Annotated in this window: 20 protein-coding genes; 5 read left to right on the forward strand and 15 right to left on the reverse strand. The window is 52.5% G+C overall.

Annotation, left to right across the window (positions count from 1 at the left end; all coding sequences use genetic code 11):
* Positions 1-191: 191 nt before the first annotated feature.
* The 5 genes from ACTVDO_RS08170 to ACTVDO_RS08190 form a co-directional block, all read right to left on the reverse strand.
* A complete protein-coding gene (locus tag ACTVDO_RS08170) occupies positions 192-323 on the reverse strand; it encodes a YjcZ family sporulation protein (protein ID WP_020959727.1) in 132 nt (43 codons plus the stop codon).
* A gap of 33 nt (positions 324-356) precedes the next feature.
* On the reverse strand, positions 357-455 hold the full coding sequence (locus ACTVDO_RS08175) for a YjcZ family sporulation protein (protein ID WP_011231081.1): 99 nt from the start codon (positions 453-455) through the stop codon (positions 357-359).
* A 176-nt stretch (positions 456-631) separates the two neighbouring features.
* Positions 632-721 (reverse strand): YjcZ family sporulation protein, encoded by a 90-nt coding sequence (locus ACTVDO_RS08180; RefSeq protein WP_020959726.1) that lies wholly within the window; start codon positions 719-721, stop codon positions 632-634.
* A gap of 91 nt (positions 722-812) precedes the next feature.
* Complete coding sequence (locus tag ACTVDO_RS08185; RefSeq protein WP_020959725.1) at positions 813-1,769, reverse strand: magnesium transporter CorA family protein; 957 nt, start codon at positions 1,767-1,769, stop codon at positions 813-815.
* A gap of 190 nt (positions 1,770-1,959) precedes the next feature.
* Complete coding sequence (locus ACTVDO_RS08190; protein WP_041267754.1) at positions 1,960-2,850, reverse strand: cation diffusion facilitator family transporter; 891 nt, start codon at positions 2,848-2,850, stop codon at positions 1,960-1,962.
* Positions 2,851-3,024: 174 nt separating this feature from the next.
* Between ACTVDO_RS08190 and ACTVDO_RS08195 the strand changes: the two genes are divergently transcribed.
* Positions 3,025-3,723 carry a class I SAM-dependent methyltransferase gene (locus tag ACTVDO_RS08195; RefSeq protein WP_020959723.1) on the forward strand — a complete coding sequence of 233 codons (699 nt, stop codon included), beginning with the start codon at positions 3,025-3,027 and terminating at the stop codon, positions 3,721-3,723.
* A 96-nt stretch (positions 3,724-3,819) separates the two neighbouring features.
* On the opposite strand, the gene ACTVDO_RS08200 is transcribed toward ACTVDO_RS08195, so the two are convergent.
* The 3 genes from ACTVDO_RS08200 to ACTVDO_RS08210 all read right to left on the reverse strand — a co-directional run bounded on the left by ACTVDO_RS08200 (position 3,820) and on the right by ACTVDO_RS08210 (position 6,079).
* Positions 3,820-4,629, reverse strand: coding sequence for a M15 family metallopeptidase (locus ACTVDO_RS08200; protein ID WP_020959722.1), 810 nt, complete (start codon positions 4,627-4,629; stop codon positions 3,820-3,822).
* Between the two features lie 53 nt (positions 4,630-4,682).
* Positions 4,683-5,393, reverse strand: coding sequence for a purine-nucleoside phosphorylase (gene deoD / locus ACTVDO_RS08205; protein WP_020959721.1), 711 nt, complete (start codon positions 5,391-5,393; stop codon positions 4,683-4,685).
* Positions 5,394-5,674: 281 nt separating this feature from the next.
* Entirely contained in the window at positions 5,675-6,079 is a 405-nt protein-coding gene (locus ACTVDO_RS08210; RefSeq protein WP_020959720.1) for a resistance to Congo red protein, read from the reverse strand.
* Between the two features lie 132 nt (positions 6,080-6,211).
* Here ACTVDO_RS08210 and ACTVDO_RS08215 point away from each other — a divergent pair, with 132 nt between their 5' ends.
* Positions 6,212-6,370, forward strand: a complete 159-nt coding sequence (locus tag ACTVDO_RS08215) for a hypothetical protein (RefSeq protein ID WP_017437412.1) — start codon at positions 6,212-6,214, stop codon at positions 6,368-6,370.
* 35 nt (positions 6,371-6,405) lie between these two features.
* On the opposite strand, the gene ACTVDO_RS08220 is transcribed toward ACTVDO_RS08215, so the two are convergent.
* Positions 6,406-6,570 carry a hypothetical protein gene (locus ACTVDO_RS08220; RefSeq protein WP_020959719.1) on the reverse strand — a complete coding sequence of 55 codons (165 nt, stop codon included), beginning with the start codon at positions 6,568-6,570 and terminating at the stop codon, positions 6,406-6,408.
* Positions 6,571-6,689: 119 nt separating this feature from the next.
* Positions 6,690-7,007 (reverse strand): hypothetical protein, encoded by a 318-nt coding sequence (locus tag ACTVDO_RS08225; RefSeq protein WP_020959718.1) that lies wholly within the window; start codon positions 7,005-7,007, stop codon positions 6,690-6,692.
* A 156-nt stretch (positions 7,008-7,163) separates the two neighbouring features.
* On the opposite strand from ACTVDO_RS08225, the gene ACTVDO_RS08230 reads away from it, so the two are divergent.
* The gene (locus ACTVDO_RS08230) at positions 7,164-8,285 is read left to right on the forward strand and encodes a DUF2515 domain-containing protein (protein WP_020959717.1); all 1,122 of its coding nucleotides are present in this window, start codon (positions 7,164-7,166) and stop codon (positions 8,283-8,285) included.
* A gap of 32 nt (positions 8,286-8,317) precedes the next feature.
* On the opposite strand, the gene ACTVDO_RS08235 is transcribed toward ACTVDO_RS08230, so the two are convergent.
* Positions 8,318-8,497 carry a YozD family protein gene (locus tag ACTVDO_RS08235; protein WP_008879287.1) on the reverse strand — a complete coding sequence of 60 codons (180 nt, stop codon included), beginning with the start codon at positions 8,495-8,497 and terminating at the stop codon, positions 8,318-8,320.
* 132 nt (positions 8,498-8,629) lie between these two features.
* Between ACTVDO_RS08235 and ACTVDO_RS08240 the strand changes: the two genes are divergently transcribed.
* Positions 8,630-8,752, forward strand: coding sequence for a DUF3930 family protein (locus ACTVDO_RS08240; protein ID WP_020959716.1), 123 nt, complete (start codon positions 8,630-8,632; stop codon positions 8,750-8,752).
* On the opposite strand, the gene ACTVDO_RS08245 is transcribed toward ACTVDO_RS08240, so the two are convergent.
* The 4 genes from ACTVDO_RS08245 to ACTVDO_RS08260 all read right to left on the reverse strand — a co-directional run bounded on the left by ACTVDO_RS08245 (position 8,734) and on the right by ACTVDO_RS08260 (position 12,659).
* On the reverse strand, positions 8,734-9,378 hold the full coding sequence (locus ACTVDO_RS08245; RefSeq protein WP_020959715.1) for a hypothetical protein: 645 nt from the start codon (positions 9,376-9,378) through the stop codon (positions 8,734-8,736). The genes ACTVDO_RS08240 and ACTVDO_RS08245 overlap by 19 nt on opposite strands.
* Positions 9,379-9,509: 131 nt before the next feature.
* Positions 9,510-9,728, reverse strand: coding sequence for a YozE family protein (locus tag ACTVDO_RS08250; RefSeq protein WP_020959714.1), 219 nt, complete (start codon positions 9,726-9,728; stop codon positions 9,510-9,512).
* A 304-nt stretch (positions 9,729-10,032) separates the two neighbouring features.
* Positions 10,033-11,031, reverse strand: a complete 999-nt coding sequence (gene bioB / locus ACTVDO_RS08255) for a biotin synthase BioB (protein WP_020959712.1) — start codon at positions 11,029-11,031, stop codon at positions 10,033-10,035.
* Between the two features lie 188 nt (positions 11,032-11,219).
* Complete coding sequence (locus tag ACTVDO_RS08260) at positions 11,220-12,659, reverse strand: NAD(P)/FAD-dependent oxidoreductase (protein WP_020959711.1); 1,440 nt, start codon at positions 12,657-12,659, stop codon at positions 11,220-11,222.
* Positions 12,660-12,892: 233 nt separating this feature from the next.
* Here ACTVDO_RS08260 and ACTVDO_RS08265 point away from each other — a divergent pair, with 233 nt between their 5' ends.
* On the forward strand, positions 12,893-13,486 hold the full coding sequence (locus ACTVDO_RS08265; RefSeq protein WP_020959710.1) for a DUF502 domain-containing protein: 594 nt from the start codon (positions 12,893-12,895) through the stop codon (positions 13,484-13,486).
* Positions 13,487-13,527: the final 41 nt, after the last annotated feature.

Raw genomic sequence — 13,527 nt, forward strand, 5'->3', positions numbered from 1 at the left:
TTTTGTGTACAATTCATCTGAAGTCCTCCTTGGCATGATGGTAGGTATTGTTTGACACCCCTGCATCATACCAAGAGGGCTTTTTTTGATCAAGTCCCCGGAAAAGCTCCTAACGGGAATGCTCCTTCAAAAAAATGGAGGGGGGAAACAGCCGTTGTCCGGCCGCCTCCCCCCGCATGCCCATCATCCGCTTAGCACCAAGTTGCCCCGACGATGATGAGCAAAATAAACAGGACGACAATCAACACGAAGCCGAAGCCGTAACCGCCATAGCCCGGATAACCGAAGCCATAGCCGCCCCAGCCATAGAAGCCATACGGCATATTCGTCACCTCCTTGCTAGCAGGTAGGGGGCATTAATACACCCAACCACCGATACATGCACATCCGACAATAATTAACAAGATGAACAGAACGACGATCAACGCAAACCCGCCGCCGTAAGCTGCACCCATTTGCCAGCACCTCCTTCGTTTTTGTACTAGTAGACTATTCACAAAACGGGGAATTGGTTAGGTGTTTCGGCAAAAATGGGTATTTGCCGCGCGGAAGGCAAAAAGAAAGACGGCCCGTCACCCGGATCGCCGTTACTTTTGTCCGTTTCCAATTTTCTGTCTTTCCAGGCTGCCGCTTACCAACCGACACAAGCACAACCGACAATAATCAATAAAATGAACAAGACAATAACAAGCGTATAACCGCTGCTGACCAAACCGCTCATGGCGGGCACCTCCCTTATTGATTCACGGGGCCATCATATGCGCCCGCCCGCCCAAACGGCCGGGCAAATGCCCATATTGGTGGGAAAACATCTACTTTTCTTTCGTCTCTGTCTCCCCCCACCAACCTTTTCGTTTGAAATAAAGGGCGATGAGCACAGCGACAGTAGCCATAAGCAACAAAGCAAGCGGATAACCGTATCTCCATTTCAACTCCGGCATGAACGCAAAATTCATACCGTAGACGCCGGCAATAAACGTCATCGGCAAAAAAATAACGCTCACTAATGTTAACGTCTTCATAATGACGTTCATATGATCAGACTTGAGCGACAGCTGCAAATCAAAAATGGCGGACAACGATTCTTTAAACGTATCAAGCGCCGCCGGAACGCGGGCAAACCGGGATGCCACCTCATCGATGTACGGGTTCGTTTCCGCGTTAATGTACGGGAGCTCGGCATGGCGGATCGTTTTGATCGCTTCTTCCTGCGCTTCGGCCACTTGCCGCAACTCATGAAGGTACGTTTTCATCCGGTAAATCTCGCGTCCGATTTCGTTGGCGAACGGGGTCGCAAATACTTGCCGCTCAAGTATTTGAATGCGGTCGGCCATTTGGTCGACCACCTGCAAAAAGCGGGCGGTGGTCAAATCCAAAAAATGGTATAGAACATAGCCGGGATAAAGTGCCTGATCGCGGTGGTCCGCCAGCTGCTCTTTCACATGGCCGATGAACGGGTCATCCTCGTCCATGTAGCTGATGATATGCCGCTCGGCGGCGAGCAGGCGGACGTTTGCCGTCCGACCGGACGGCCGGATGATAAATAACGATAGAAAAACGTATCCTTCGTACTCATCAACTAGCGGAATGTCTGTTCCGTCGATGAGCCGTTTTTGGGCAAGCGGGTGAATCGACAATGATGAGAGAAGCCGCTCCAAATCGGGCTTGACAGCGGCAGTAAAATGAAACCAGCACGATTGGCCGCCCGCCGGCGCATGGCGCTTGTCCGTTTCATCCAGCGACAAACGGGGATAATGGTTGATCGCCATAGGCTGATGTCCTTTCTATACAGTGTTAGTTCTATTGTTTGCCGTTTGTCCAAAACCTACTCTCCGGCTGCCGTTAAAAACCGCTTGGCGGCGTTCACCCGATATGGGGCAACATCTTAAAAGCCGATCGGGCTGTTGACCATCCCGGATTCCCGGACACATGCCGCGAAACACCGCTAAGAAGGCTGTTCTAGCCCCGTCGGTCCATATGCACTTCCGGTTCGACATGGATGTGTGTCGCCCGGATGTTATGCCGTTGTTTCATCAGTCGTTCGACTTCGTCAGCGATTTCGTGACTTTTCACCACCGTTAAGCGCGAATCGACACGGATCGTCACTTCCAGCACAATATCGTTGCCTAACGTGCGCGCCTTAATGTCCACAACATCGCGCACACCGCTCACCGCCGCGATTTCTTCCCGATAAGCAGCGAGCTGCTTTTCATCAAAACCGTCGGTCAACGTATGCGCCGTTTCCATAAATACTTCCCACGCCGTTTTGCAAATAATCGTGCCGATAATAAGCGCCGCCAGCGGATCAAGCCATAGCCACTCAAGCTGCGCCCCGACAATCCCGACCGCCGCCCCAACGCTGACAAGGGCATCTGATAAATTGTCTTTCGCAACAGCGGCGAGCGCCGCGCTGTTCGTTCGCTGCGCCAACCGGGTATTGGCCATATAAATTAGAAGCATGACCGCAGCCGAGGTGAGGGCGACCACCGCCGCCAGCCAGTCGGGAGCCGCCTTTTTTCCGCCATGAAGAAGCGCACCGGCGCCGCTGACAACAACATCGACACCAATCGACATCATCAAAAAAGCGGCCAAAAGCGACGAGATGTTCTCCGCCCGCGAATGTCCGTACGGATGATTGCGGTCGCGCGGTTTTTTGGCGATTTTCATGCCGATATAGACAGCGGCCGAAGCGATCACATCGCTCAAATTGTTCCAGCCATCCGCCTTCACTCCGTCCGATCCAGCCGCCGATCCGGCGAGAAGTTTGCCGGCTGCCAACAGAAGATAGACAGCAACGCTTAAAAGCACACCAGCCTCAGCCCGTTGTTTCCATTCCACGTTCTTCACCAGCCTAGCAATCTCGTTCTTGCACGTATCAGTGTACCAGCTTGATGCCGGTTGGGTCTATAGCAAGAAAATTGCCTCTCCGCACGAGTATAGAGACAAGCAAACTTTTTTGCCTGAAGACAAAATCGGGCTCATTTGCGTATGATAAACCAATTAAAGCAAAAAGGAGAGAACCACATGATTTCGTATTTGGACTGGTTGGCAGAAATGGGGATCGACGGCGCTCATCCAGGCGGCTTTGAGTTAACAAAATATATATTACGTAAACTTTATATTGACCGTTCCTCTTCCGTGCTTGATGTCGGCTGCGGAACGGGACAGACAGCAGCGTATATTGCCGAACAATACGGGGCGAAGGTGACGGCGATCGACCTCCATCCAACGATGATCGCCAAGGCGAAACAACGTTTTGCCGCCACGGCCGTTCCGGTTCGCTTGCACCGCGCTTCGGTCGAAGCGCTGCCGTTTCCTGATAAAACATTCGACCTTGCACTTTCCGAATCGGTGCTCGCTTTCGTTTCACTGCCAAAAGCGCTCACTGAAATTCGCCGGGTGCTCAAAAAAGGCGGCACGTTCATCGGCATTGAAGCATGCCATGAACGGTTGAGCGTTGCCGAGCAGCAGCGAATCACCGCTTTTTATGGCTTTCGTCAGCTGATGACGACTTCCGAATGGAAAAGGACGCTTGAACAAAGCGGGTTCCGCTGCCGTCATTTTTCCTACGCAACCGCAGCGGATGCGTCAAGCCAAGGGGCGCCGGTCATCATCGCCTTTCCGGCGACGCCAGAGATGGAACAGATGTGGAAGACACATCAGCAGCTGACGGCGCAATTCGGCGACCGGCTCGGCTATTGCGTGTTTTGGTGCGAAACATAACCGCAAACGTCCGTCACAGCTGCGGCAAATACACAACGCCTCCTTTCAAGTTTCATGGCATGAAAGGAGGCGTGAAACTTTTTGGTTCCGTTCTGTTTATACTTTTTTTACTGTCTGGAAATATTCTTCGAGCGTCAAACCGCGCTCCTTCATCACTGCGGCGGCCTTCTGCCCGACATACCGAAGATGCCATGGCTCATATTGATAGCCGGTCACCGCTTCCTTTCCTTTCGGGTAGCGGATGATAAACCCGTATTCATGCGCATGGGCGGCGACCCATTGCCCTTCTTTTGTCGCCCCGAATGCTTCCGTCAACTGATAGCCGGCTGAGCGGCTGCTGATATCGACCGCAAGCCCGGTTTGGTGTTCGCTTTGGCCCGGATAGGCGACGACTTGGACGGCTTTTTCTTCCCCTTTTTGCCGCACTTCTTCAGCAAAAATCACGCGTTGCCGCTCGTACGACCGATAGGCGGAGACGGCCACAAGCTCAATGCCGTCGCGGCGGGCGGCGGCAAACATTTCTTCAAGCGCCGCGGCCGCCTCGGCCCGCATGTGCCGCTTCTCTGCCTTCGGGTCCTCAAACGAAAACAACACGCGCGGCACGACTAAATCGGCCGGCTTGTAACCGGGCGGAAGCGACTGTTCTTTATTGACGAGCACCAAAATGTTGTCCGGGTTCATGATCACTTTTTGCCCGTTTTGCACCTTGATGACGTTCCAATATTTCGCCTCCAACTGCAAGTCCGGGTCAACCGGGCGGCGGTCCGTTTCGTCCGGTTCATGGCTGCCGGGCTGCACCGCACTTTCCGGCGGCTGTCCGGCCGTGCCGCCGTTGCCGCCTTCCCCTGCTTGACAGCCGGCGAGCAACAGGCACACCAACATTGCCGCTTGCCATCGCTGTTTCATTCGTCTTCCCCTTTTCCGTTTCTTGAAACGTCGTAGGCTCCTCGGCACAACCGTTAGACGCCGCTGCGAATCGCCGCTTCGAGCGCCACTTCAATCATCTCGTTAAATGTCGTTTGCCGCTCTTCGGCCGTCGTCTCTTCCCCGGTGACAATATGATCGCTCACAGTCAGCACAGACAGCGCCCGGCAGCCGAATTTCGCCGCCAGCGTATAGAGCGCTGCTGTTTCCATCTCGACAGCCAACACGCCGTAACGCGCCCACGTTCCCCAGTTCGGCTCATCGTTATAAAACATATCCGCAGTAAAAACATTGCCGACTTTGAGCGCCAGCCCTTTTTCCACACCAACGTCGTATGCCGTCCGCAGCAAGTGGAAATCAGCCGTCGGCGCATAATCGCGGCCGCGGAAAGTGAGCCGGTTCATGTTGGAATCCGTTGATGCGCCTATCGCCAAAATCACATCGCGCACGCGCACATCCGGCTGGATCGCCCCACACGTTCCAACGCGGATGAGCGTCTTCACCCCATAGCTTTGAATCAATTCATTAACATAAATTGAAATCGACGGCACGCCCATCCCGGTTCCTTGTACGGAGATGCGGTGTCCTTTATACGTTCCGGTAAAACCGAGCATGCCGCGCACTTCGTTGTAGCATGATGCTCCTTCTAAAAACGTCTCAGCAATATATTTGGCGCGCAGCGGATCACCCGGCAGCAAAATGCGTTCGGCAATCTCCCCAGGCTTTGCTCCGATATGTACGCTCAATCTGATTCCTCCTTCTATTTCGAACGATCGTTGTCAAGCCAGACCCTTGTTTATCATATCATATGTTTGCGGAAAATGGCAGTCTCATCCCGAGTAGCCGGGGCGGCGGGCGGGCATACTATTCGTGTCCACTTGGCGGAAAGGAGGAAAGAACGTGAAAAAGAAACTGGAGCAGGCAGTGGAATATGCCAATAAAACAAATCCGTCGTCAAAAGCCAACAACCAACCGTCGACATCCAAAAAAGAGAAAACAAAATTTTAAGGGAGAGCAGCTCTCCCTTTTATGACGTTTTGGAACGGTAATCGTCGCGGTGGCGGCGCGCTAAATACTTTTCATTGATATAAAGCACTTTTTTATCTTTGCTGCGCGTATATTTCTTCTCGCGCCTGCGCCGCCTGGCGAGCAGCCAGCAAGCAAACAAATACAGCGGCAAAATAAGCTGCATTGCGCCGGCAAACACGTACCAAAATCCGCTGATGTCGGCCAAGTCGCGCAAGTAAACGTCGATGCCGCCAAGCCGATAGTACATAGCGGCGACGATGACAGCGATGACAACGATATTAGCGGCGTGAAGAAGGGGGATGCTTCTCCAGCGGAACAAAAACCGCTCGACCTGCCCTTTAACCCAAAGCGACACGGCGATCAAGACAACACATAAGAGCAGTGACAACGCAAGTGCAGCCATCGTTTCGTCCCCTTCCCAGTTCCGTTCGTTTCCCACTTCGCCCGTCCGGCACAGCCTGCAAACATTTTCCGCCGATGAACTTCCTCCTTGCCGCATACACTAACGATGACAACGGTTCAAGGAGGAAACACAATGGGCAAAAAACACCGTAACCGCATTAACGGGCAGAAAAAGAATAACCATATTCCAAAAGAGGCGTTGATCGCTGAAGACGCAGCACACGCCAAAGAATATTCCGCTGCCGGCGGCCGGAAAAACGGCCCGGGCCATCATGACAACCCCGAATCGTAACAAACCGCAGAAACCCTTGTGCTGAACAAGGGTTTCTATCGCGGTTCCGACGGCTCGACTTCGTTCCAAGCAAGCGTGACGACTCTCGTATAGTCCCCGCGTTCGATTTCCTCTTTCGTTGCCTTTTCGTTCAGCTCCTCCTCATCGTCAATTCCCGGCGCCACCGTCGGCGTGTCGCCGTGCTGGGTGCGATGTTCCACCGAATCCGCCTCCTTTCCTTTCTTATCCGTTCCCTAAACCGCTAGGCTTTATTCGACATTTTTTCTTTTATTATATCATCAGAAGTCATTGGCAGGCGATTACGTTTTTGAATATTCCGTCAACAAACACGCTGACGCTCCACCGGTTTCCACCCATCCGGGCAAAGGCGGTAATACGTCTGTCCTTTCCGTCCTTCATCGATGAGCACAATATCTCCTGTTCCCATAAACCGGGCCTGGCAGTTTTTCGGCATCAAATCGGCCACGTTAAACATCCGGTACAAGGTCGACAACGCCTCGCGGTGATCAGCCGCCGTCACCGTGATCCGGCATACTTGCCGATAGCCTTTCGTTTCCCCAAAGCGCGGCGTTTGAAAAATGACCGCTTCATAAACACGTTTGGCCATCCACATCTTTTTCCCCCATAAACGAACCATTGTTTTCCTCTCCCTTCCCCCGATAAATCGTCCGTCTGTACCCTATACTATTAGCGATTGTGTTTGTCGATTCCTTCGGCAAAACGGCACACCTTTTGTCGAAACGAACGTGGTTTTTTGACAAAATTTGTGATCTATACGAAGGAGGAAAACGGGATGCCAACTCGTCCGCTCGCCTTGTTGCGCCGCTCGCTGCAATGCGCGTATCGCTCCTTTTTATACCGCCACCCGGTTCGTCTCGCCGATGCTGACCGGCTTCGCCGGATGGCCGCCCGCCTTTCCCCCTCGGCACCGAGGCGGCTCCGTGCCGAGGAGGCGGTCATCGTGACGGACATTCGGCGGAAAACAGCGGAACATAACCGCAACAACGTCACACGCACGGCGGCCTATTTCGCATTTTTCGAACGCCATCCGGAAATGCACTGGGCGTTTTTGGCCCATCTTGTTTCGCGCAATGGCGGTTGGAACATGACCGATTTGCGCGGCAGTCTGCTTCCATTTTTGCTGCCGGAAAAGACAGTCGCGCCGCTCTTTTTGTTTTTGGAACGAGCCAATGCATTAATTTTTCATGACGCCTATCCGCAGCTTTTGCTGTATGAAGAAAGCAAACGACGGGGGACGCCGCTGTTTCATTTGCTGCCGTCTTTCTCCGTTTCCTCGTTCATGAAACCGCTTTGGGAACATTTTTGGGAAACGGGCGACGCGGCGCTGCTTACCGTCGCCTTAATTATTAACGAACAGCAATACATCCAGCTTCGCGTCATCGAGCACCCGTTTTTCCGCACCCATGTGCTGTCGAGCTGGCCGTTTATCGCCGAGCAATGGCTCGGGTTCAATGACGTGCTCATCCCGCTGGCCCGCGGCCGCCGCATCGCTTTAGCCGGAACGACCGTGCGCGATTTTGCTGATGTCCATCATCGCATCCATATCGGCAAAACGCTGTATAGTTTGCTGCTGTTTGATGCGCACCTATTTCGTCGCGCCTACCGCTTTGCCCGCCGCGTTCCCCATAGCGGCTCGCGCGCCGACTTTTGGCCGCAATCGTTCACTGCAACATACGATAAACGCCGCCTATATAGCCCCCGCCTTGAGGCTGCCTGGCCGGATCTTGTGCACTCTTTTGACGACCGGCGCGACTGGTTCACCGATAATGCCATGATGCAGGCACTCGAGACGCTTCCGCTTCCAGCCTCGGGCGAGATGACAGGCCGTTACAAGCGCCATTTGGCCATGATGAAAGCGGCCGCCATCGCGGCGGCCAAACCGGCGGGCGTCTAACCCCGCCTTGGAAATCATAAAAACGACGAGGGTTACTCGTCGTCGACATCGATTTCTTCATCAATAATGCATTTTTCCAACAAATAGTCAAACGTAATATCGGCGAGCTCTTCAAGCTCCTCTTGCGTCGGCACAAAGCCGCGGCGAATGAGTTCTTGGTAAAAAAACTCGGCGATTTCCTCCGTATCAATAATCACTTCAATTTCCTTCACCGCATCTCGCCCCCTTTGTAATGTTGTATGTCGCCGCCTTCCGCTTTATGTCAAAAATCATGTTGTACTACTTTTTCAGCCTTCCCCATACATATATGTACTAACAAAACAAAAATACGGAGGCGGAACGAAATGGACAAGCTGACTGCATTGGATAAAATGATGGAAACAGTCGTCAACGGGCTCACTATGCTCGTCATCTTCGCCGGCATTCCATATTTTCTCTTTATTCTTTGTCAGTTTCTATTATGGTGATTGACGATCATTTGCAACCGTTGAACGACCATTTCCATCATCCGTTTATATTGGTCATCGCCGAACCATTCATATAACGCTTTATAGTCGTTGTACATATCAAGCAGCTCGTCGACCGATGGCCCGCTGTTTCCGCCATCGTCCGGCAACAGCAAGACCGATGTGTTCATCGGCGTAGCGATGACAATGTCCTGCACGAGCGTGACGGACGTTTCTTCCCCGTCGGCAAGCGGAATAATGTCCTCAAGATGAACTTCAATTTCCCAGCCGTCCGTCAGCCGCTTCAATTCATAAATCGTCTCTTCCCATCCTTCTCCGTAATAGCGGTAAATTTCCGTCCGCACCCCAACGACTTTGAACAAATGGCCTCCATAGTCGCGGACGCGGACAATTTCGCCGAGAAAAAACGGCAGCTCGATTTCAATTTCTTCGGCAATCCATAAATCGCCGGTAAACTCAGACAATAAAACGAGCGCCTGCTCGGTAAACAAACTATGGCCATGGTTAATTTCGTATAAAAATGTGCCGTCAATTTGTTGAATATCGGTGACAGTCCCGACCGTTCCATACAACGTATTGACGACGATATCGCCGACGGAAAATTTCGGGCGTTTCGGCGCACTCATCGGCATCTCCCACCCTTTTGAACAAATGGTTAGTATAGTATATGCATGCATGAAAGGGTGGACACCTTTGCCAGCGCGGAAAAAGCGGTTTGAAAGCGCTCTCAACATTCTAAACAGGAGCGCTTTCTTAATTACACTTCGTGCAAAAACTGCTCCCACAGTTCATCAAAAATGACCATGCTTTCCAAATAGTCGCCGTTTAACTCCAAATAGCCGCTTAATTCTTCATAGTCCGCCGATCCTTTCGGAAAACTATGGTCGTCATACGCCCCGTTCGCAAACCGGACGACTGGATCTTCTTCACGCCCGTAACGGAAGCGCAATAAGTAGCGATAAAACGATCTTTCCATGTTTCCCCATCCTCTTCCTTTCTTTTTGTTGCTATTATAAGGGGCTTTTTTCTGTTTGTGAAGCCTTTTTCATCGCTTGTATTGCCATCGTACGCGCTAACCTTGCTTTTCATGCCAAAGACAGAGGACTTTCATGAATTCACATTCAACCGTCTCTTCCATCATGGCAGCAAAGAAGCACGAATATCTTAACCATCTTTACTGATCAGGCCGCCTTCGCCAATAAAACTATCGCACACAAGGCGCCCTTCCAGCATGCCTCCCGCTGCGTATGAAAAAAGCCGCCATCCGGCGGCATCAACCATTATACGACTCCGGCCTGCGATGCCGGAGCAAATTCGATTTCAAACCCAAGGTCTTCGAGCATCTTGTAATCGGCTGATTTTTCCTGCCCAGCCGTCGTCAAATAGTCGCCGATAAAAATCGAGTTAGCGGCATACAATCCGAGCGGTTGGAGCGAACGTAAGTTCACTTCGCGCCCACCGGCGATGCGAATTTCTTTCATCGGGTTCATATAGCGGAACAGCGCCAACACTTTCAAACAATAGCGTGGGTTTAACTCGTTCGTTCCGGCCAACGGCGTCCCATCGATCGCATGCAAAAAGTTGACCGGAATCGAATCGGCATCAAGCGCCCGCAGGCTGCGCGCCATATCGACAATATCTTGCTTCGTTTCTTTCATGCCGATAATGACGCCGGAACATGGCGAAAGACCGGATTCTTTTGCTGTTTCAATCGTCCGCACCCGGTCGTCATATGTATGGGACGTCGTGATGTTTGGGTGGTGCTGTTTCGACGTGTTAATATTATGGTTGTAGCGGTCGACGCCCGCTTCTTTCAGCCGCACCGCCTGCTCCGGCTTTAAAATCCCGAGGCAAGCGCACACTTTCAGCCCAAACCGCTCTTTAATTTCCTTGACCGCGGACGCAACAGTGTCGATCTCCTTATCGCTCGGCCCGCGGCCGCTCGCGACGATGCAATACGTTCCGATGCGCAAACGGTGCGCTTCTTCCGCCCCGCGCAGCAACGTCTCTTTGTCGATCATTTTATACGTTTTTACCGGCGCCGTCGACACGGCGGACTGCGAACAGTAGCCGCAGTTTTCCGGACAAAGGCCGGATTTGGCGTTAATGATCATGTTCAATTTTACCTTATTGCCATAATACGTTGAGCGAATTCGGTACGCCCCTTGCAACAGAAGGAGCAGCTCATCGTCCGGACAGTCGAGCATCGCCAATGCCTCCTCATCGGTCAGCTCTCCACCTGCGAGCACTTGTTCAGCCAATTGCAGCCAATTTGCCAACGTCCCTCTCCCCTTTCCACATCATTACATTTATCGTAGCGGACAAAGAAGATGATTGTCAACCTATTTTTATTTTTGGTTTACTATCGTGCACAGCAGCTGCAACAGTCCCGGCGTTGTGCACAACTGCCCTCAGCACGCAAAAAACAGGCCGCCGTTTTTTGGACAGCCTGCTTTGTTTCCTTTGCCTAACGCGCCAATTTTTCAACGATATCGCGGGCAATCCAAACCCCGCAGGCGCTCGCCTGCGCCAAGCCGCGCGTAATGCCGGCGCCGTCGCCGCCGACATACAGACCGGCGATTTCTGTTTCAAACCGGTCGTTTAGCTTCGGGCGCGCCGAATAAAACTTCGCCTCAACGCCATAAAAGAGCGTATGTTCCGACGCCAGCCCCGGGGTGACGTGGTTGAGCGCTTCCGTCATCTCAATCAAGCTTTTCATCGTGTTGTACGGCAAAACGAGGCCTAAATCGCCCGGAACCGCCTCTTTTAACGTCGGTTCAATAAACCCCTCTTTAATCCGCTTTTCCGTCGACCGCCGCCCTTTCAAAATGTCGCCGTATTTTTGCACGATGATGCCGCCGTTTGACAAAGCATTGGCCAGCCGGGAAATTTCATGGGCGTACTCGTTCGGCTTGTCAAACGGATCGGAAAATTTATGCGAGACAAGAAGGGCGAAGTTCGTGTTGTTGCTTCCAAGCGCCGGGTCTTTGTACGCGTGGCCGTTGGCGAGCATAATGCCGGAATGGTTTTCGACGACGACATGGCCGGACGGATTGCTGCAAAACGTCCGCACTTGCGTCCCGACCGACGTGTTGAAAATAAATTTCCCCTCATACAAATGCTCGTTGATTTCCTGCATGACGATGTTCGATGTCTCGACGCGCACCCCGACGTCCACTTGGTTGTTGATCATCCGCAAACGGCGCTTGCGCAATACTTTGCTCAGCCAGACCGAGCCGTCGCGCCCCGGAGCGATGACGACTTTTTCCGCCGTCAACGTTTCGCCGTTTTTCAGCACCACGCCTTTGGCAACATGCCCGCTTTCTGTCCGCTCCGTTAAAATATCGTCCACTTCCGTCTGAAAGCGCATCGCAATCCGCTCGCGTAAATATTCAAAAATGCTTTTTAAAATCTCTAAATTTTGCTCTGTGCCTAAATGGCGGACGTAGGCGCGCAGCAACTTCAAACCGGCGGCATACGCGCGCCGTTCGATTTCTTTCACTTTATCCGTCATCGGGTCGGTGATCGACGTCGTCGCCCCGTGTTTTAAGTTGATGTCGTCGACATAGCGGATGAGTTCAAGCACGGTCGAAGCCGGCAAATAGTCGGTCATCCAGCCGCCGAATTCGCTCGTGATGTTGAATTTTCCGTCCGAGTACGCCCCCGCTCCGCCGAAACCGTTCGTGATCGAACAAGCGGGCACACAGCCGGCGTAGTCTTTTTTCCCGGCCGGCGGCGGGCATTTCTCAATTTTTTTCTGCAAAATCGGACAGTTGCGTCGATATATATCATGCCCTTTATCGATCAAAAGCACGTTCGCTCCGGGCAGCTTTAGCGTCAGTTCGTAACAGGTGAAAATGCCGGCCGGCCCGGCGCCGACGACGATGACATCGTAATGGTTGTTCATGGTGCCATCCCCCACTTTTCATCTTCCATTGGCCAGTATACGGAGTATCGGGCAGTTCGTCAAGAGAAAACACGAACTTTTACATTATAAAATACCAAAAATGTTCGATTTCTAAACGCATTGTCGACAAGAAAAAAAACTGGTATGGTAGGAAAGGAGCGATTCCCCGCGTGCTCTTTTTGGTCGAAGTGGGGCTCCGCGCCAAAGAGGATGAAGGAAAGGGGAACAAACGGATGCGCTTTTTGGTGAAAAATTTTTTGAACGGCATGCTGACGATCGTACCGATTTTCGTAGCAGTCTATGTGGGCTACAAAGTGTTCGCCGTTTTGGACGGACTGCTCGGCCAATATGTCCGCCCGTATTTGGACGGCCGCTACATCCCTGGCCTTGGCTTGCTCGCAACCGTTGCGCTCATCACCGTCTGCGGCTGGCTGTCGACGCAATATGTGAGCGGCCGCCTAATCCGGCTCATTGACCGGTTGCTTGAAAGCATTCCCTTCATGAAAACCATTTATTCGGTCGCCAAAGATACAATCGCTTCCTTCGTCGGGGAAAAACGGTCATTTTCCAAAGTCGTGCTCGTCACGCTGCCAGAAAGCGGCTGGAAATGCCTCGGCTTCATTACGATGGATGATGTCGGCGCCTGGCACGACCCGTTGGCCGATTATGTAGCCGTCTATATTCCGCAGACATTTCAAGTCGCCGGGCTAACCCTTCTCGTCCCGAAAGAGCAAGTCGAAGTCATTGACGTCTCGCCGGAAGAGGCGATGAAATTTATCCTCTCCGGCGGCGTCGCAGCCCGCAAGCAAAAGCGGCTGCCCGAATGACAACGGGCAGCCGCCTCATATTGCCGGCTGAAATACATCCA

Source organism: Geobacillus sp. BK01 (assembly GCF_052220245.1).
Classification (GTDB): Bacteria; Bacillota; Bacilli; order Bacillales; family Anoxybacillaceae; genus Geobacillus.

Bases quoted from the DNA above. Each gene is read 5' to 3' on its own strand.
- ACTVDO_RS08215 (WP_017437412.1), top strand. From the start codon at position 6,212: ATGGGCAAAAAACACCGTAACCGCATTAACGGGCAGAAAAAGAATAAC.
- ACTVDO_RS08265 (WP_020959710.1), top strand. From the start codon at position 12,893: ATGCGCTTTTTGGTGAAAAATTTTTTGAACGGCATGCTGACGATCGTA.
- ACTVDO_RS08195 (WP_020959723.1), top strand. From the start codon at position 3,025: ATGATTTCGTATTTGGACTGGTTGGCAGAAATGGGGATCGACGGCGCT.
- ACTVDO_RS08260 (WP_020959711.1), bottom strand. From the start codon at position 12,659: ATGAACAACCATTACGATGTCATCGTCGTCGGCGCCGGGCCGGCCGGC.
- ACTVDO_RS08210 (WP_020959720.1), bottom strand. From the start codon at position 6,079: ATGGCTGCACTTGCGTTGTCACTGCTCTTATGTGTTGTCTTGATCGCC.
- ACTVDO_RS08240 (WP_020959716.1), top strand. From the start codon at position 8,630: ATGGACAAGCTGACTGCATTGGATAAAATGATGGAAACAGTCGTCAAC.
- ACTVDO_RS08230 (WP_020959717.1), top strand. From the start codon at position 7,164: ATGCCAACTCGTCCGCTCGCCTTGTTGCGCCGCTCGCTGCAATGCGCG.
- ACTVDO_RS08175 (WP_011231081.1), bottom strand. From the start codon at position 455: ATGGGTGCAGCTTACGGCGGCGGGTTTGCGTTGATCGTCGTTCTGTTC.
- ACTVDO_RS08170 (WP_020959727.1), bottom strand. From the start codon at position 323: ATGCCGTATGGCTTCTATGGCTGGGGCGGCTATGGCTTCGGTTATCCG.
- ACTVDO_RS08180 (WP_020959726.1), bottom strand. From the start codon at position 721: ATGAGCGGTTTGGTCAGCAGCGGTTATACGCTTGTTATTGTCTTGTTC.
- ACTVDO_RS08245 (WP_020959715.1), bottom strand. From the start codon at position 9,378: ATGAGTGCGCCGAAACGCCCGAAATTTTCCGTCGGCGATATCGTCGTC.
- ACTVDO_RS08225 (WP_020959718.1), bottom strand. From the start codon at position 7,007: ATGGTTCGTTTATGGGGGAAAAAGATGTGGATGGCCAAACGTGTTTAT.
- ACTVDO_RS08200 (WP_020959722.1), bottom strand. From the start codon at position 4,629: ATGAAACAGCGATGGCAAGCGGCAATGTTGGTGTGCCTGTTGCTCGCC.
- ACTVDO_RS08250 (WP_020959714.1), bottom strand. From the start codon at position 9,728: ATGGAAAGATCGTTTTATCGCTACTTATTGCGCTTCCGTTACGGGCGT.
- ACTVDO_RS08185 (WP_020959725.1), bottom strand. From the start codon at position 1,769: ATGGCGATCAACCATTATCCCCGTTTGTCGCTGGATGAAACGGACAAG.